Source organism: Parabacteroides sp. AD58 (assembly GCF_023744375.2).
GTDB classification, from domain to species: Bacteria; Bacteroidota; Bacteroidia; order Bacteroidales; family Tannerellaceae; genus Parabacteroides; species Parabacteroides absconsus.
The window spans coordinates 443,581-462,412 of the sequence record NZ_CP146284.1 but is presented as its reverse complement, the minus strand read 5'-3'; the positions used below and the strand labels follow the sequence as shown (position 1 = coordinate 462,412).

Sequence of the window (18,832 nt, the reverse complement as noted above, 5' to 3'; positions counted from 1 at the left end):
GCTGAATTAGATTAATTCTTCTATAGTAACATTCACAGGTACATGATCACGGTCTATTGTGATAGAATAATCTTTGAAAGAACGTGGAGCTCCCGAACAAACTTTTTCTACTTTAACCAAGTCAAACAATTTGTTAGCCGGCGCATTGCCCAACACGGAATTATGTTTAAACACAATCAGTTTTTGCGCACTCATCAATCCTCGGGCTGCAGAACGGTCCACATCAAACATATTTCTCAGTGCATCCCATAACAAATTCAGATCATCTTCTGAGAAGCCAGTCTGCTGTGCCAGATTTGCAGAAATAAACCCATGACACACATACAATCCATAAGGAACAGTAGCCTTGCGTCCCTGAATTCCGACCTGTGCATCATAAGGTTTATCCTCATCACGGGCAGCACATACCGTCAATGCATGCTCTTCGGAAACGATCATATCCAATGAGCGGGCAAAAGTCATCTGAACAGCTCCACGTACCTGTCCGGCATTGGCACCTGTTGAAAGAACTGCCCCGAAAGTTCTCACATCGAAGAATCGTTTGCACATAGCAGCTCTGCCTGCGGGAACTTTATCTGCCGGTGCTTTGTCCTTAACTTTCAGATCCAATCCTAAATCTTCTTTATACATCTTTCGAATTTCTCCGTTTATGAAGACCTCCTCGCCTGAAAATTCTTTAGATTTTACAAGAATGTCATTCCCTTCTTCGCCAGCCTTGGCTGCTTGCACATAATTGCGGATTTTGCGTTTCAGGCAAACATCAGTAACCAATCCCATACCAGTTTCAGCATCTACTCAAGGAAGATTTCCAGCATCGGGATCACCATTAGGATTACCATCCTGTACATCAAAGATATAAATAAAATCTATTCTGTTTTTAATTTCTGCCATAGCTATATTAAAAAAAATGTTTGTTATTACTCTTCTGTTTCTTTGTTCTCTCTATAACATTTTTGATGATAGTATCCCAAAAAGAATCTACCCTGATTTCCCAAATCCAAAGTTGTCGGGAAATCCTGAATCATAGCCATTATTTCTTTCTTTTGATTATCAAAGAAGACAGCCAGTCCTTTATTCTCCTTTGACAACTTTCCATAGTGACTGTTTGACAGCTTCAGAATGGTTGAAAATACAGCAGCCGGTGTAGATGAGGCTGCATTCATGTAACTGGAACGGATAGAATCCTGCTTGTTGGCCGCATACTGCAGATTCTCTAAAACTGCGAACAGTCGGCCACAAAGATAGCCTTGATTATTATTCTCTTTGTCTAACATATTCTCAATATTTTTATGGTTATTATCATTCAATCTGTTCAGATAGGCTTTCATAATAGCTGCACGAACAACGTTTATTGACTGCTCTGCACGTACACGGCGGATGCAAGCCTGAAAAAGTGATATCGGATAAGGCAAGCCCTGAAAAATGCTTTTCACTACCGCATCCGGCATATTGGGAATTGCATCACTTGATTTTCCTCCCAAAGTAACACTTCCTAAGATGGAATGCAATCCTACATACGGTTTCTTTTCCTTACGTATGTCTACCATCTCCATGTCTTCAAAATGCCTGCTAATCACACCGGCAAAGTCTCGAAGCGGCATTTCATTCCAATATACCACGGCTATTCTGGCAGAATTGGGTGCCAATCCTAATATATAAAATGTATCATCTTTGTCAGCATTTAACTTTCCATTATAGATGGCCATAAAAGTGCTGCGCACCAACTCTATGCGTCTGTTCGGATCATCATCGTCTGTTTCCGGACGCCCCAATAAAGCAAACAAACTATCCTCAGACTCTTTGGAAGCCTCACTTTCAGAAGAAGCCCAGAAAAGAAACGTACGATTCCCCACCATGAATTTGTTATGTGAATCAGGACGAAGCATATGATTCAATGCTGTGGTATATGCAAACTCCGCATCCTCAGAAATCGGAGCATTGTTTCCTTTCGTCTTCCCGTACGAGTCATATCCGGAGTTTACCTGAAAAGCCACCAACTTTGCGGTAGCCTGACTTCCGGGTATCATGGTTGCCGTAGTAACCTCTACTGTTTTCGAACGTTTTCCGGTAACCAGACAAAGCTTTCCCACTACAGTGTCTTCCGGGGTTGCCACATTCATCAAATCTCTTTTAGAAGCAACAATCTCGGTATCACCATCAATCAAAAAAGAAAATGTAGAATATTTCTTGTTCAGATTTTTAGCAATATCATCCCACAGTGCATCTTGCTGCATAGCCTTAACCATAGCAGACGGCTCCTGCTGATAAAATGCGAAAACAGCTTGAATTGCCTTATTCTCGGGATACATTCCATAAATTTCGGCCAGTTTAGACTTGAATGTATCAAAGTATTTACGCATACTACCCAAATCTCCCTTATCTGAATAGCCAAAGACGTATTGACTGTTGTCATACAGATAATTGGCCACGGGGGCACTGGATCGTCCTACGCTCTTCATCACCAAAAACTGCTGTGCAGATTTCTTGTCCAAACGTCTGTCTTCGAATCGCAAGAAATGCCCATCCTTATCCAGAACAATGATAAAGCCAATCTGCTTATATTCCAACCCTAAAGGAGCTACATCTTCTCCACTCCGCTGATAATAATCATACAACGCTTTCAGTATCATCTCATCACCTCCTCACTGTCTTTATCGGGTACAACAATTACTCCCTGCTCCATCTTGGCACGGTAAAACATGGCATCCGGCTTTTTAGGATCCTTGTCGAAATCCATATCATAAAGTATAATGCCCAAATCCCGGTCTTCGGAAAGTGGAGGCACAAGAGTTTCTGAGTCTTCAATCAACCGCCAGTTGGCTGCAAACTCACGACATCCCAAATACGGTTGCGTAAAACATTGCCCCTGTGCTGCACGCCGCTCGAACATCTGATAATATTTCATCGGATTCTCATCATCACCGGGCTTATGTTTGGCAAAAGCCTCTTTCGGACGGTCCTTAACCGGTATAAATACCAACTTGGCATAAATGCGATAACGCACATTCTGAAGAAGCAACGAATTTTTCTGTTGGCGTTTATCTTCTATAAAAATAGATGACTTACCGGCCACAGCACCGACCTCGTTTCTCCGGATCGTAGTCCATTTAATTGGATTCAGAACCTCTATTCTGGTAATTTGCCAACGCATGGCATAGCGTTTGAAAAGGATAGCTTCAAAAATAGCCCGTGCGGCAGATGGAGTAATCACATCGTAACTGACACGCTCCACCTTTAGCTCCGGACGCGTAAAGCACGCCCAGTCGCCCCACACTTCCAAACCGTATTCTTTATCTGTATATTCCATATCATATTCTTTTGTTTAGATCATTAATATCTCTTCCATCCAATGATTATCCAGTCTGACTCCTGTATCCTTATCATATTGCTCTCTGTCCGATAAAAGATAGATTCCTTCCAGAATCTCTTTCACTGCTCCATATTGCACCAACTTCTTAAAGTCCGACTGTCGGATACCAACAGTATACTTTGCGAGTTGTTTCATCAAGGAATAGGTGCATCCGGACGTTTTTAATTCGGCAACCAAATCCATACTGTTTCCCCAATTTACGATCAAATTGACTCCATCATCCTCTATCAGTTTAAACGCATCAGATGCTTTTTCGAAACACAGTTCATTAGGTTTATAAAGATAATGACTGATCGTTTTCCGGTCAAATGTCTCTGTACGCGAATAAAGTTGTTTGAAATATGCTTCCATCACAGAAGGAGCAAACCAATCGCTCGTTGCCGGCAAATTCAGCCGGGCATTGTTCGCCGCAGCCATAGAGCCGTATGGTTTTCTGTTTTCGGCACTCAGGCTGAAAACAAAAGTTTTTCCTTGTGCCAATTTTCCTTCTCGGTTACAACGGCCCGCAGCCTGCAAAACAGAGTCCAACCCGGCTTCTTGCCGGAAAACTACTGGAAAATCCATATCTACACCCGCTTCAACCAACTGCGTGGCAATTAACCGAATAACCGGTACGTCATTGCTTCTCAAAAGTTCTTTTATCCGGTTTATCGTTTCGCAGATATGCTCCGGACACATCATTCGCGACAGATGGAGCTTAACGCCTTCTTCCGGCAGACGATCATAAAGTTCTTTGGCATCTTTTCGTGTATTCACGATGCAAAGCACCTTTTCAAATTGTACCAGTCTCCCGGCAATCTCATCATACGTAGAACCGGCATCATCTATCTCCAGACGCACGCGACGCAGTTTGTCGTGCAGAACAAAGTCCTTTGGAATGATTTCCGTAATCCGGTCTATCCCTTTAAAACTTACTCTTGGATTAGAGCCCTCAATCAAACCGCTAAGAACCGGCTGACTGGCTGTGGTAAACAGAACCGATACTCCGAACATCTCTTGATATGCCTTCATTCCATCTACTATCGGTTGCAGAAAATCGGTCGGCAAAGTCTGTGCCTCATCCAATAGAATTACGGAATTTGCCAAATTGTGTAATTTACGGCAAACAGAAGGTTTGTTGCTGAACATGGATTCAAACAACTGCACATTTGTGGTCACAATAATCGGATAATCCCAATTTTCTGTTGCCAGCTTTGCTTTTTCACGTAACGCAATGATTTCTTGTCTTGTCTTTCCATTCAGATTCTCGTCCTGAATCTCATCCGGATTAAAGCTACTATGATGCTCCAGAACATTTTCTTCTCCGAAAATCCTTTTCAACTGGGCCGCAGTCTGAACAATGATACTGGTATAGGGTATTGCGATAATAATACGGCTCATACCGTTATGAACAGCGTGCTTCATAGCCCAAAGCAAAGAAGAAAGAGTCTTACCGCCACCGGTAGGCACCGTCAGACTGTAAAAGCCCTTTTCTCCAGTGGACATCTTTATGCACTGCTGCAATATCTGCCTGCGAATCCGATTTACATCAGTATCTGAAGCTTTTTCCTGAAGATCTTTCATATACATTTCTAATTCAGGCAATAATTCAGCAAGTGTACTTGCACAACCCCGCTTTTGCCACGACTCTACATTCATAAAATGTTCTGTATCGAGCCGATCAGCATCTACCAGACAAGAAAACAGCATACGCGAAAGATGATGAAAATGCTTTAAATCAATCTTCTGTTTTGCCAAAGGAGCTTCACTCAATTCTTTGATCAACTGCACTTTGTCCAATACAATACTTTTACGATCTATTTCTTCCGGCAATTGTTTTTCTTGCAAGATTGTCTCTATATCCGAATAATCATGTAATCCGGAATGATGAGAAATGATCTGGTTCGTGAGAAGATTAAGGACACTCATACCCATCAGTTTCCTCGCCAATATACCTCCCACAAAGGCATGATTATGCTCTTTATAAATCTTGTTATCGGTAACCGGTAACCCATTTGCTTTACGGATGTATTGCTGAAAAGCATTACGTTCCTTTCCTTTGTCATGAAGCAAACCCAAAGAATATCCCCAAGAAGAGTATCCGAATTGTCCGGCAAATGCCGCTGCCAATTCAGCTACCCCTTTTTGATGTTCTTCATTTGTTTGAATAATCCATTCTCCCCTATCATCTTGATATAGATGAGAAATTACTTGCTTCTCCGTTTTCATTGTATTAGACCTATTAATTGGTGATTTTCAAGCAAATATACCAAACTGAAATTAACTCAAAAACCCCAAGCTCACTTATTGCCAATATAAAGTTGTAGGCAAACCGGTTGCGACATTCTGATTCTTTTCTTAGTATCCTGCAATTTACCCGTTTGCAAATCACGTTCATAAATCTGGACTTCATTATCATCCCGACAGGCTACCAGCAAAAAGCGCCCGTTTGGCGTAATCATAAAGTTACGTGGATGACGGCCTGTCTGCTGATAAGCCACTTTCGTCAGTTCTCCTGTTGTTTCAGATACAGAGAATATAGCGATACCATCATTCTGTAAGCGATTGGAAGCATACAGAAAACGGCCATCAGGCGAAAGATGTATATCGGCACTGCCCTGTGCTCCTACTTCATCCGCCTGAACGGATTGTTTTTCCTTTAAATGTCCTTCCTGATAGGTAAAGAAGATAACAGCTCCCGACAATTCATTGATCAAATAAGCCCATTTACCATTCGGATGAAAGCACAGATGCCGAGGTCCAGAACCCGGTCGAACAACATTATCAATTCGTTCTGCCTGCGGCACATAAGGAGCATTTTCATGGACGGGAAAACTATATACCTTGTCGGTTCCCAAATCGTCGGCCAATAAATAGTTTCCATCCGGACTAAAGATCGAATAATGAAGATGTGATTTTTCCTGTCTTTCCTTATTCGGACCTTTTCCTTCAAACCTCAAAACCTCGTCCCGGGCATGGATACAACCTTTTTCATCCAACGAAAAAAGGCTTAAACTGCCACCATTATAATTGGCTGTTATCAGATACTTTCCAGAGGGCGACAAGCGTACATGGCAAGGCGAAGCACCCAACGTCGGTAACGTATTTACCAGATGCATGGTTCCTGTCTGCTCATCCAAAGATACCGTATGAACTGTAGAGTTGGCATCGGTATCTCCTTCTCCCACAACATACACCAATCCCTTTTCCGGATTAGGCGTCAGGAAGGATGGATTCAAAATACCAGCCAACCCACTGACTCTTTCCACCTCTGCTGTTTCTTGATTCAAACGATATAATGCAAGTCCTTCACTTGCTGCCGGTGCATAGCTCCCGATCAATAAATAATCACTCTCTGGCTTTTCAGCTGCTTGTAATACTTGTAATCCGACCAACAGGCAAATGCTCCAAATGTACTTCCGTATCTTCATAACTTATCTTTTCTCCTTATTATTTAGCAAAGATAATCGGAATAATTTTCTTTGCTACTATACTATAAGGAAAGTACATCCAAAAAACATTTTTGTCCGATTTAACGAAGAATAGCACCTGTTGGCTTCTTCAACGGATAGGGTTGAAGGTAGGTGTGAACTCTATTCCCAAAGCTCGTGCAATACGAAAGAAACTTGATAATTGTATATCCACTTCGCCTTTTTCTACACGAGCAATATAACTTTGTTCTTTACCGATCTTCTGAGCCAACTGTTTTTGAGTTAGTTTAAGTTCTTTACGACGATCTCGAAGTATATCACCATAATACCAAGCCATTGCTTTTTCATTGAAAGCCTCACGGGTAGCCGTACCATGTTTCCCGTACTTTTCATCAAGCGACTGATTGGTGGTTTTGAGCTTTCCCAATTTATTTTCATCTAACTGTATCATAATGCTAAACTTTTTAATATTCGTTCTGCTTTGGCTATCTGCTTACTATAGTCCTTTGTAGATTTCTTTAGGAAACCGTTAAGTAGAATTATTTTTGTTGATAATATGACATTACTGTTATCAATTGCGAACAGTACTGTTCTATACTCATTAGATCCGACTGATACACGCATCTCATATAGGTCTGTTCCCTCTAAATGTTTTACATATTTTACTGGTATGGCATATACAGTTTGTACAAGTTCAAATGTGTACTCAAACTTGTCTTTGACCTTTTTATCCAAACCATTATAGAACTCTTCAAATTCATCTGTTTTGAATATGGTCCTTATATCAGAGGCCTTGTCTTCAACTGATTCCATATTGCAAATATAACTAATTAGTAATATTTACACAAGAGTGATCAAATAAAAATTTCATCTTTCTCCATATCCAACTTCTCATTGCTTCGTTCTTTATCGATAATTCACAACAAAATTTTCAATTCTTGTCTTCACGGATCTTATCAAGTTTGCGATTTTTCTAATCAATCTTTTATTAATTAAACTTCCATCTCTAATATAAATTCATCTTATTATTCTCCTTACCCCATAAAACTTCTCCCCTCACACCAAGAAAAAGAAAGGAGATTCCCCAGTGGAAAATATCGCCACCGGGAAATCTCCTTTTATGAAAAGATTTGATTTATAAAATCAGATTATTTTGCCTGTTCCAACTGTAATGTCTTAGTCGGCTGGTCGCATACTTCAGTCGGACCGAAGTACTGGATCGGACCCGGATATACATAACATGTATTCATAGCCCATTCGTCACGCTGTGCAGCGAATGCCTTGAATGGAGCACCGTCCAATTTAACCAAAGCCTTCTGGATAACTGGTTTCATTTCGCCATGACGACGTTCCATGTTCATCATCATCGTTACAGGAATACCACCTGCAATCCACTGGTCAGCCGGAGCTGTTGTGTTGCGTACAGATGACATATAACCAGTCTTACCAGCAGCGATCAGGCAAGATGCTGTGTAACCTAATGAATAGCAATAGTCGGCATCGTAGTTTGACGGAGCAGCGCAACGGCCTTCGTAACCGAAGAAGTGGTGCTGTGCAGCGAATTTACCTACATATTTGCCTTCAGCCTTCCATTCAGCCAACTTCTTACCTACCATTTCTGACAACAGCTTTTCAGTTTCGATCAATGAAACCTGTACGTTTCCGTGCGGGTCACGATCCAAAGACAACTGACGGGCTACGCCTTCCGGCAGAGAAGCATACAGTTCTGAGTTTTCTTTTGTCAGCTTGCTGATGATGTAAGCACGCTGTTCGCTCTTCTTGATCATCTTGAATTCAGCATCGTGCTTAGCCAGGAAGTCGTTCAATTCAGCGATCAGACGTTTCATAGCCGGTACGAACTCGATCAGACCTTCCGGAATCAATACAGTACCGAAGTTATGACCTTCAGCAGCACGTTTAGCAACGATGTTTGCAATATATGTTACGATATCGTCCAAAGACATATCTTTTGCTTCTACCTCTTCAGAGATGATACAGATGTTCGGCTGAGTCTGCAAAGCACATTCCAATGCGATGTGAGAAGCTGAACGACCCATCAATTTGATGAAGTGCCAGTATTTCTGAGCAGAGTTACAGTCGCGCTGGATGTTACCGATAACTTCTGAATATACTTTACAAGCTGTATCGAAACCGAATGAAGTTTCAATCTGAGCGTTCTTCAAGTCGCCGTCGATTGTTTTCGGGCAACCGATTACCTGAACACCGGCACCGATAGCCTTGTAATATTCAGCCAATACGCAGGCATTCGTATTAGAGTCGTCACCACCGATGATAACCAGAGCCTTGATACCTAATTCGTTCAAGATTTCCAGACCTTTGTCGAACTGTTCTTTTGTTTCCAGTTTAGTACGACCTGAACCGATCATATCGAAACCACCCGTATTACGATATTCATCGATAATATCGGCAGTCAGTTCCATATACTTGTGATCAACCAGACCACCAGGACCCAAGATAAATCCGTACAGACGAGATGCAGGATTGTGAGCTTTGATACCATCGAACAAACCGGCAATAACATTATGACCACCAGGAGCCTGTCCGCCAGACAAAATAACACCTACGTTCATAGCAGGGAATTCTTTCACGTCATTTGTCTTTTCGAAAGTAACCACCGGCATACCGTATGTATTCGGGAACAATTTCTTGATTTCTTCCTGATCAGCTACAGACTGAGTGTATTCTCCATCAACAGCCTTTACTGCACCTTTCAAAGCAGCAGGAACCTTTGGCTGGTAAGCTGCTCTTGCAATTTGTAATGCACTTTTTACCATTTCTACTTATGTTTTACAGTTTGCTTTTATATCTCTGCAAAGATAATACTATTTCTTCTAATACGACAAATGCTCTCCCTGCATTTTTTCAGAATTCGTAGCCGAAACGGATAGCTAAACCGTTCATGTTAATAGGTTTTACAAACAAACCTGCCCAAGGAACGCTAATAAAGGCCTCTCCTTGCTGAACCGCATATCCCAATTCAAAACGGACGGCATTCCGGGAACGGACGGCACATCGCACGCCTACTGCAGGCGATGCAAACAATCCCATGGGTGTTACTCCGTCGGATACATTGAAACTATAACCTAATTTAAGACCAATTGTCGGAGATACTTTTCGTCCCGGCAATAAGGTACTGCGGAAATCGGCATAGAGAGGCAACAAGAAACTCTCGGGCAACGTATAATACTGTAAACCCGTTCCTGCACCGGCAAAGAAATACGGAGAAAATTCATACCCATGACTTGTCAATACTTCCAACCGGTGTAAGTTCCAATTTCCTAATCCGGCTGTAAAGCCGCCTTCTACAAATCCTTTATAACCTTTTTGAGCATGGGCCAGACCTAAACTGCTCGCTAAAAGGGCCAACATTAACTTTTTCTTCATACAATACTCCACTCTTTTATAAATTAAACATATATCTATTTGTAGTCTTTCTTCCGGTTATTCCGCCGGAAAGACTTCTTTCTGCTGTTTTTGCTAACACGCCTTTTCAAAGAAACGAACGAAAAATGCCTCTTTGCCGACTTCAAACACCATTTTTTGTGCCCCAAAAGGGTATTTTTCCCCTATTTTTCGGCCATTTCATGCCTATCTTTTCCGAAAAATGTCGTTATGTTTTACTCAAAACACGCCGGCTTTTCATTCATTCCCGGTATATTTTGTCCAAAAACCTCGTATATTTTGCCTTGAGAAGCCTTCAAACCCGGTTTCAGGACTTATTTCGGCCGTTTTTATTATCTTTTTTGTCACAAAACAAGACCTGTTTCCAATGAACAAAATGCTTGCTGATCGGACTCATTCCTGACTACTTTCTGGAATTGCTGCCTGACATGCCGGCGGCCTTTATCTTTTAGTAGCCAATCGGCCCGTTTCACTTTCTTTTCGTCAATGCTGAACTCCGCCAGAATCGCATAAAAAGAAATGTACCTGAACTTTGGTCCGTACAGACGAAAAATCAGGTACATTCATTTGACAATTTGACAAAATGACTTTCTGACGGTTTCAGCCCGCCGTTTATTCCATCATCCGTTTAATGATGCTATACGCATTGATGATACCCAATTCTCCGGCTTTACTCAAATCGGCAATGCCCTGACTCGTACTTCCTTGTGAGAGCCTTGCCAAGCCCCGGTTGAAATAGGCTTCGGCAAATTCCGGATCGCGGCGGATGGCTTCCGAATAATCCTCGATAGCTGCCCGGTAATCGCGCAAAGCACAGCGCAAGTTTGCCCGGTTGAAATAAGCATAGACAAAATCAGGATAGATTTTGATGGCCATATCATAATCTCGCGTTATCTGCTCATGCTGGTAAGCCCGTCGTTCTTCCTTGATCGCATTCAAATCGTCTTTCGAAGGAGTTACAGCCGAATGTACTATTTGTTTTCCGCCGATATTGAAGTTCATCGTCATATCCGAACGGATATCCATAATCTCGGCCTCTTCATTCGAATCCTGGTATTGCATTTGCTTGTAACGGACAACTGCCCGGTTGAAGAATGCAATCATCGAATTCGGATCCAGCTCGATTACCTTATCATAATCTTTGATGGCCGATGCAAAGTCTTGTACCAGCATATAATCGATGGCACGTCCGAGATAAGAATTCACGTCTGAAGGATTCTTGGCGATCTGGGCCGAATAATCATCAATCGAAGCAAAATGGGCAGCAATCTGGTCTTCCGTCAGAGCCGCTTCTTCATTGGTGATCAGCAGCTTCATCTTCAATACCATCTTCTGGTTGAAATCGTCGATCAGCTTACTGTAATACAACTGCTTCTTCACCGGATCCGGTTTTTCGTAGAATGTCAATACAAACTGCGGTTCGAGGTCTACACGAACATTCCGATCCTGAACACGGCCACGCACATCGCTGTTGAACTTATTCCGGCGTTCTTCTTCCTTGTCATATACCACCAGACGGTTGAACTTGTCGATGTTCTTATCCGACTGTTCACGGGTATTGTTATCAGTTGCATTTCCACTTCCAGAAGAGCTGGCCGTCGTGGTTCCCGAAGCTGTCGAAGCCGTCGTCTTACCGGCAGCCCGGTCTTTCTTCATCTGCTCTTCCTTTTTATAAGCCGTCCAGACATCCCGGTCGGCACCCGCCAGGTCGTTCATCTTTTTCTTGGCTTCCGCCCGGCTGTAATAACCCGGCAGGAAATCCGGATATTCGGCCAGCACCACATTGAAGTCGGCTACTGAACCCCTATAATCGCCAGTCTCATACCGCAGCAAAGCCCGGTTATAATAAGCCATATAGTTGTCTGGTTCCAGCTGCAGTACCACATCAAAGTCTTCAATCGCCCGGTTGTTGTCGCCCACCTGGAAACGCAACAGTCCGCGGTTGAATCGGGCAATCAGGTTATCATGATCCATATTGATCACCTGATCATAATCGGCCATTGCGCCTTTCAGGTTATTCATCTGATAGCAAACCAGACCCCGATTGATGTAATAACCACTTTCTCTCGGGTCAAGATGAATGGCTTCATTCAAATCGGCCAGCGCCTTGTTGAAGTCTTGTAACTGATAATACAGGATGGCGCGGTTGCCATAAGCCGGCGGATAATACGGATCCAGTTCGATGGCCTTGTCGTAATCGGCAAGTGCCTTGGTGGTATCTCCTTTTTCGATGTACATGGCACCACGGGAAAGATAAGCCATCGGATAACGCGGATGAGCCGTCATCAGTCTTTCGAACATCTTTTCCGCTCCGTCATAATCTTTCTTCTGGATATAAGCGACCGCTTCATTGACCATCATCTGCCGGTCATCCCGCTTAAATTCCAAACCCTTTTCATAGTCGGCAATGGCGCCGTCAAAATTATCCATACTCTGCCGCGCAATGCCTCGGGCATAATAAGCCTGTGCCAGGAAAGGGTTTCGTTCGAGGCAAGCCGTACAATCATCTTCCGCACCCTGAAAATCATCCAGACTGATTTTTGCCACAGCCCGGTAGAAATAAGGCTCAGCCAGCCAAGGTTTGGAACGGATCACCTGATTGAAATATTGGATTGAGAGCACATAATCTTCGAAATACAAGGCATTCCGTCCGATGGCTAACACCCGGTCCGTATTGATTTGTGCCCATATTGAAAGCGAACACAGTTGAAACACAAGACAAAAAATCAACTTCTTCATTCGTAAAATCTAAATGTATGATGTCTGCAAATCTATTATGTATTACGTTCTTTCGTTTTTGAGTCAGGGGTTCACATCCTTCTAAGATCAGCAAACTTAAAACCAAAAAACTGGGAAACTAAAAAAACCAGAGGTTTTCAGGCAACAAATGTAGTAAAAATTTTAAGTTCCGGCGTCTGTGAGCTGCTTTCATTATAGAGATTATAAGTTTTTTAAGCCGATTATGCTTCAGCCAGTCTGCCGGATAAACTACCCTGTTAAATTTGTCATTTGAAAAATAAAATCTATTTTTGTATCTGTTGAAAATCAAAATGCAACGATTAATCGTAAAAAAACAGGATAAAATGGAAGAAAAGAAAGAACAAATGAGCGGTTTGCCCGAAAACGCTTACCGCGAGTTAAAAGAAGGGGAAGAATATCGCCCTATTATGCATCCCGACAAAACCTACCGGGAAGTAACACCGTGGTCTGTCTGCTGGGGTTTGGTCATGGCAGTTGTGTTCAGCGCTGCCGCAGCCTTTTTAGGATTGAAAGTCGGACAGGTATTCGAAGCGGCCATTCCGATTGCCATCATTGCCGTCGGGCTTTCCAGCGGATTCAAACGGAAGAATGCTTTGGGCGAGAATGTCATCATCCAGTCAATCGGTGCCAGCAGCGGTGTCATCGTGGCAGGAGCCATCTTTACCCTTCCTGCTTTGTATATCCTTCAAGATAAATATCCGGAAATTACCGTCAACTTCTTCGAAGTATTCATGAGTTCGTTGCTTGGCGGCATCTTAGGAATCCTGTTGCTGATCCCGTTCCGCAAGTATTTCGTTTCGACCATGCACGGAAAATATCCTTTCCCGGAAGCAACAGCTACAACGCAGGTATTGGTTTCGGGTGAAAAAGGCGGAAACCAGGCAAAGCCGTTGATCTTTGCCGGATTGATTGGTGGTTTATACGACTTCATCGTGGCGACATTCGGCGGATGGAGTGAAACCGTCAGCACTACCATTGTCAGTGCGGGAGAGACATTGGCCGAAAAGGTCAAGCTCGTCATGAAAGTCAATACCGGTGCAGCCGTATTGGGATTGGGTTATATCATCGGACTCAAATATTCCTTAATTATATGTGCCGGTTCTTTCCTGGTTTGGCTTATCATCATCCCGGTGATGTCGGCAGTCTTCAGTACAGATGTGCTGACTTTCGGAAATGACGCCATCACGGCTACGGTAGGAAGCATGAGTGCCGAAGAAATCTTTACGACCTATGCCCGCCATATCGGTATCGGCGGTATTGCCACTGCCGGTGTAATTGGTATCATCAAATCGTGGGGAATCATCAAAGGAGCCGTAGGACTGGCTGTCAAGGAAATGAACAATAAGGGAGAAGCCAATATGCAACGTGTGCCCCGCACCCAACGGGATATTCCGATGAAGATCATTTCGGTGGGTGTTGTCCTGACGTTGTTCGTAACAGCCTTCTTCTTCCAGTTCGGTTTGCTGCATAATCCGTTCTATGCCTTCATCGGACTCCTGCTGGTTGCCGTCATCGCCTTTCTGTTTACTACGGTAGCCGCCAATGCCATTGCGATTGTCGGTACAAACCCGGTATCCGGAATGACGTTGATGACGCTGATCTTAGCTTCCATCATCTTGGTAGCTTGCGGATTGAAAGGAACAGCCGGCATGGTTTCAGCCCTGATCATCGGAGGTGTTGTGTGTACGGCTCTGTCTATGGCCGGAGGTTTCATCACCGACCTGAAGATCGGATATTGGTTAGGCACGACACCGGCGAAACAGGAAACCTGGAAATTCTTAGGCACGCTGGTTTCGGCAGCTACTGTGGGCGGCGTGATCCTGATCCTGAACCAGACTTACGGATTTACGAGCGGACAGCTGGCTGCTCCGCAAGCCAATGCCATGGCAGCTGTAATTGAACCGCTGATGAGCGGAGCCGGAGCACCATGGGTACTTTACGGCATCGGTGCTGTATTGGCCATTATCCTCAACTTCTTAGGTATTCCGGCATTGGCATTTGCCTTGGGTATGTTCATCCCGTTGGAACTGAATACACCGTTATTGATAGGCGGTGCCATCAGCTGGTATGTAGGAAGCCGGAGCAAAGACCAGGCATTGAACAATGCCCGTCTGGAAAAAGGAACACTGCTTTCATCCGGATTCATTGCCGGTGGCGCTCTGATGGGCGTTGTCAGTGCCGCCCTCCGTTTTGCTGGAGTCGATTTATATCAAGCCGATTGGGCCGGAAGCAAGGGAGCCGAAGTCCTGGCCATCGTCATGTATCTGGCCTTGATGGCTTATCTGACCTACAGTTCATTGCGGGCTAAGAAAGAGACCAATTCATAAGCCCTTCGTCTGAAGGAACAATCGCCCTCGGCATGAATGGAATGTTTTTCTTCCTCTGCCGAGGGTAAGCAAACATCAATAAAAGAAAGGAATAACATACAAATCATGCGAGCACCAACTATTTATGTGGGCATTCTGACCCGCAAAGCCATTACGTTTACCTTCAATCAGGAATACGTCATGGTAGAAAACGGAGCTTTTCTGAGAGGCGAACAACGGGCGATACTTATTGACGGGAGAATCGTCTTCAACGGGAAAATGTATAACCAGCTTTTCTTCGAGCCTACTTCACCTAATGCGACATTCGACTTACAGGCCGTAACCATCGGCGTAGATTTTCACTGGCAACAGCAGGAAGACCAGCGCTTCCAGGGAGCACTCGAAATTACTCCCTCGAAAGAAGGTCTGGTAGCAATCAACCATATAGACCTTGAACAATATCTGACGTGCGTAATCGCTTCTGAGATGAATGCCCGTTCTCCAAGAGAATTTCTGAAGGCTCATGCCGTTATTTCCCGAAGCTGGGTATTGGCACAGATCGAAAAGAAGCGTAAACAGACGGAACATCCGCAGAGTTGTTTTCGGGACAATGAGAAACTGATCCGCTGGTACGACCGCGAAGACCACACCTTGTTTGATGTCTGTGCCGACGATCATTGCCAGCGTTACCAGGGTTTGACTCGGGCTGCCCAAAATCCATATATTCAAGCCATCATCAAAGCGACGAGAGGAGAAGTACTTACTTACGAAGGAGAAATCTGCGACACCCGCTTCTCGAAATGCTGCGGTGGCGTTACCGAAGAGTTTGAACATTGCTGGGAACCGGTTCATCATCCTTACTTGTCGAGTGTGGCTGATCGCCCCGATACGAAACCTGTTCCGGACTTAACCCAAGAAGCAGAGGCCGAGAAATGGATCCGTTCTTACCCGCCTGCCTTTTGTCAGACAAGCGATACGCATCTGCTCTCAATAATTCTCAATAAATATGATCAGTCTACCCAGTTCTACCGCTGGGAAGTCAGTTATTCGCAGGAGGAACTCAGCGAACTGGTTTACCGGAAAAGCGGTATTCCTTTCGGAAAGATCATCGACTTGCTTCCCCAGAAACGCGGAAAGTCCGGTCGAATCGAGGAACTGAAGATTGTCGGCTCAGAGCGTTCCTACATCATCGGGAAAGAGCTGGAAATACGCCGGGTCTTATCAGAATCTCATCTGTACAGTTCGGCCTTCGTCGTAGACCGGATTTTTGGGGAAGATCCGAAAGTTCCGACCCGCTTCGTCCTGAAAGGTGCCGGCTGGGGACACGGAGTCGGTCTCTGTCAGATCGGTGCGGCTGTCATGAGTACACAAGGATATAATTACCAGCAAATACTGGCACATTACTTTCCTGGATCCAATCTGGACAAACGCTATTGACAATGAACAGTTACCTGATACTTCTGATTATTGCCCTTTACTTCGGACTTCTGCTGTTCATCGCCTGGCTGACCGGGCGAAACAGCAGTAACGAAGCCTTTTTCCTAGGAAACCGAAAGTCGCCCTGGTACATCGTTTCCATCGGCATGGTAGGAACATCACTTTCGGGTGTGACTTTCGTCTCCGTTCCTGGCATGGTACGCGGGATCGACATGACTTATATGCAGACCGTGTTAGGATTCTTTGTCGGCTACATCCTCATCGCACAAGTTCTCTTACCATTATATTATAAGCTGCAGCTGACGTCTATCTATTCCTACCTGGAAGAACGGATCGGACGATACAGTTACAAGACGGGAGCTTCCTTTTTCCTGCTCTCCAAGATTGTAGGAGCGGCGGCCCGGCTTTATCTAGTCGTACTGATCTTGCAACATTACGTTTTCAGTACCTGGAATATTCCCTTCGGTGTGACGGTTGTCATCAGTATCTTTCTGGTGTGGCTATACACGTTCCGAAGCGGTATCAAGACCATTATCTGGACCGATACGATTCAGGCCATCTGTCTGGTGGCTATGCTGATTGTCATTATCTGGCAAGTCAAAGATAAATTAGGCCTTGACATGAGTGGCATGGTAGAAGCGATTGGTCATGACCCGCATTTCCGTATCTTCGAGTTCTCCGACTGGCACAGCACCCAGCATTTTGCCAAGCAGTTCTTCAGTGGAATCTTCATTACCATTGTGATGACCGGTCTCGACCAGGATATGATGCAGAAGAATCTTTCCTGTAAAAGCCTGAAAGATGCCCAGAAGAATATGTACACATACGGATTCGCCTTCACGCCGGTCAATTTCCTTTTCCTTTCCTTAGGCGTCTTATTGCTCATCTTAGCCGGGAAGGAACAGATCGCCTTACCCGCCATGAGTGACGATATTTTGCCCATGTTCTGTACATCAGGTATCTTGGGAAACAGCATCCTGATCTTTTTTACCATCGGTATTATCGCGGCAGCCTTCAGCAGTGCCGACTCGGCTCTGACAGCCCTGACGACTTCTTTCTGTATTGATATTTTAGGAGTAGCCCATCAGGCGCCCAAACAAGCGAAGAAGACCCGATTGAAAGTACATCTGCTCATTTCCGTCCTGTTTGCCCTTATCATTATCATCATCAAGGAAGTGAACAACCGCAGTATCATTGATGCCATTTACATGATCGCCTCATATACTTACGGCCCGTTGTTAGGCCTGTTTGTTTTCGGACTTTTCACCCAAAAGCATCCAAGAGACAAATTTGTTCCGTATATTTGCATCGCCTCTCCGTTAATCTGCTTTTCCACCAGCTATCTGGTAGAGAAATACATCGGATACACATTCGGATACGAGATGCTCATGCTGAACGGTCTTATAACCTTTATGGGACTTTGGCTGTTATCAATTAAACATCAAACGAAATAAAATAGAACATGGAAATAAAAAGCGCAGAATTTGTTATCAGTAACACCGACGTTAAGAAATGCCCGGAAGGAATACGGCCGGAATATGCATTTATCGGACGAAGCAACGTGGGGAAATCATCCCTCATCAATATGCTGACAGCCCGGAAAGGCTTGGCCATGACTTCCCAAAAGCCGGGAAAGACGCTTTTGATCAATCATTTCCTCATCAATAAGGAATGGTTTCTGGTTGACCTTCCTGGATACGGATTTGCCCAGCGGGGAAAAGAAGGACGTGAAAACATCCGCCGCATCATCGAAAGCTATGTCTTGCAACGGCCACAGCTGACCTGCCTGTTCGTTCTGCTGGACTGCCGCCACGAACCTCAGAAAATAGACCTGGAGTTTATGGAATGGCTGGGCGAAAATGAAGTTCCGTTTGCCATCATCTTCACGAAGATCGATAAAATCAGCCGGGGCAGACTGACGGATAACCTGAATAAATACAAAGAGAAATTGCTGGAAACCTGGGAAGAACTTCCTCCTATCCTATTATCGTCGTCTGAAACTAAAGATGGACGGGAAGAGATTCTCGACTATATCCAGTCGATCAACCAACAGCTGCGGGATGAACAACTGGCGATGAATTAATGCAAACGATAAAGGGCATAGTTTCCTGACGAAAACTATGCCC

At 44.1% G+C, this 18,832-nt stretch carries 14 protein-coding genes and 1 pseudogene; 4 read left to right on the top strand and 11 right to left on the bottom strand.

Annotated features, from left to right (window positions below; genetic code table 11):
- Positions 1 to 6: 6 nt before the first annotated feature.
- The 11 genes and pseudogenes from cas7c to NEE14_RS01940 all read right to left on the bottom strand — a co-directional run bounded on the left by cas7c (position 7) and on the right by NEE14_RS01940 (position 12,942).
- Positions 7 to 891 (bottom strand): annotated as a pseudogene (gene cas7c / locus NEE14_RS01990) (type I-C CRISPR-associated protein Cas7/Csd2).
- Positions 892 to 917: 26 nt separating this feature from the next.
- The gene (cas8c, locus tag NEE14_RS01985) at positions 918 to 2,630 is read right to left on the bottom strand and encodes a type I-C CRISPR-associated protein Cas8c/Csd1 (RefSeq protein ID WP_251967671.1); all 1,713 of its coding nucleotides are present in this window, start codon (positions 2,628 to 2,630) and stop codon (positions 918 to 920) included.
- Positions 2,627 to 3,307: a type I-C CRISPR-associated protein Cas5c gene (gene cas5c / locus NEE14_RS01980; RefSeq protein ID WP_251967672.1), complete on the bottom strand. Its 681-nt coding sequence runs from the start codon at positions 3,305 to 3,307 to the stop codon at positions 2,627 to 2,629. The genes cas8c and cas5c overlap by 4 nt, the downstream gene beginning before the upstream one ends.
- 15 nt (positions 3,308 to 3,322) lie before the next feature.
- Positions 3,323 to 5,578 (bottom strand): CRISPR-associated helicase Cas3', encoded by a 2,256-nt coding sequence (gene cas3, locus NEE14_RS01975; protein WP_251967673.1) that lies wholly within the window; start codon positions 5,576 to 5,578, stop codon positions 3,323 to 3,325.
- 71 nt (positions 5,579 to 5,649) lie between these two features.
- Positions 5,650 to 6,780, bottom strand: coding sequence for a lactonase family protein (locus NEE14_RS01970; RefSeq protein ID WP_251967674.1), 1,131 nt, complete (start codon positions 6,778 to 6,780; stop codon positions 5,650 to 5,652).
- Positions 6,781 to 6,910: 130 nt separating this feature from the next.
- The gene (locus tag NEE14_RS01965; protein WP_251967675.1) at positions 6,911 to 7,231 is read right to left on the bottom strand and encodes a helix-turn-helix domain-containing protein; all 321 of its coding nucleotides are present in this window, start codon (positions 7,229 to 7,231) and stop codon (positions 6,911 to 6,913) included.
- Positions 7,228 to 7,593, bottom strand: coding sequence for a type II toxin-antitoxin system RelE/ParE family toxin (locus NEE14_RS01960; protein WP_251967676.1), 366 nt, complete (start codon positions 7,591 to 7,593; stop codon positions 7,228 to 7,230). Before NEE14_RS01960 ends, NEE14_RS01965 begins: the two co-directional genes overlap by 4 nt.
- A 335-nt stretch (positions 7,594 to 7,928) precedes the next feature.
- The gene (locus tag NEE14_RS01955) at positions 7,929 to 9,575 is read right to left on the bottom strand and encodes a diphosphate--fructose-6-phosphate 1-phosphotransferase (protein WP_251967677.1); all 1,647 of its coding nucleotides are present in this window, start codon (positions 9,573 to 9,575) and stop codon (positions 7,929 to 7,931) included.
- 88 nt (positions 9,576 to 9,663) lie between these two features.
- On the bottom strand, positions 9,664 to 10,185 hold the full coding sequence (locus tag NEE14_RS01950) for a hypothetical protein (RefSeq protein ID WP_251967678.1): 522 nt from the start codon (positions 10,183 to 10,185) through the stop codon (positions 9,664 to 9,666).
- 362 nt (positions 10,186 to 10,547) lie between these two features.
- A complete protein-coding gene (locus tag NEE14_RS01945) occupies positions 10,548 to 10,766 on the bottom strand; it encodes a hypothetical protein (RefSeq protein WP_251967679.1) in 219 nt (72 codons plus the stop codon).
- 49 nt (positions 10,767 to 10,815) lie between these two features.
- Complete coding sequence (locus NEE14_RS01940; protein ID WP_251967680.1) at positions 10,816 to 12,942, bottom strand: tetratricopeptide repeat protein; 2,127 nt, start codon at positions 12,940 to 12,942, stop codon at positions 10,816 to 10,818.
- Positions 12,943 to 13,286: 344 nt separating this feature from the next.
- Between NEE14_RS01940 and NEE14_RS01935 the strand changes: the two genes are divergently transcribed.
- The 4 genes from NEE14_RS01935 (at position 13,287) to yihA (ending at position 18,789) form a co-directional block, all read left to right on the top strand.
- A complete protein-coding gene (locus NEE14_RS01935; RefSeq protein ID WP_251967681.1) occupies positions 13,287 to 15,290 on the top strand; it encodes an OPT family oligopeptide transporter in 2,004 nt (667 codons plus the stop codon).
- A 105-nt stretch (positions 15,291 to 15,395) separates the two neighbouring features.
- A complete protein-coding gene (locus tag NEE14_RS01930; RefSeq protein ID WP_251967682.1) occupies positions 15,396 to 16,706 on the top strand; it encodes a SpoIID/LytB domain-containing protein in 1,311 nt (436 codons plus the stop codon).
- A 2-nt stretch (positions 16,707 to 16,708) separates the two neighbouring features.
- The gene (locus NEE14_RS01925; RefSeq protein ID WP_251967683.1) at positions 16,709 to 18,160 is read left to right on the top strand and encodes a sodium:solute symporter; all 1,452 of its coding nucleotides are present in this window, start codon (positions 16,709 to 16,711) and stop codon (positions 18,158 to 18,160) included.
- A gap of 8 nt (positions 18,161 to 18,168) precedes the next feature.
- Positions 18,169 to 18,789 carry a ribosome biogenesis GTP-binding protein YihA/YsxC gene (gene yihA / locus NEE14_RS01920; protein WP_251967684.1) on the top strand — a complete coding sequence of 207 codons (621 nt, stop codon included), beginning with the start codon at positions 18,169 to 18,171 and terminating at the stop codon, positions 18,787 to 18,789.
- Positions 18,790 to 18,832 lie beyond the last annotated feature (43 nt).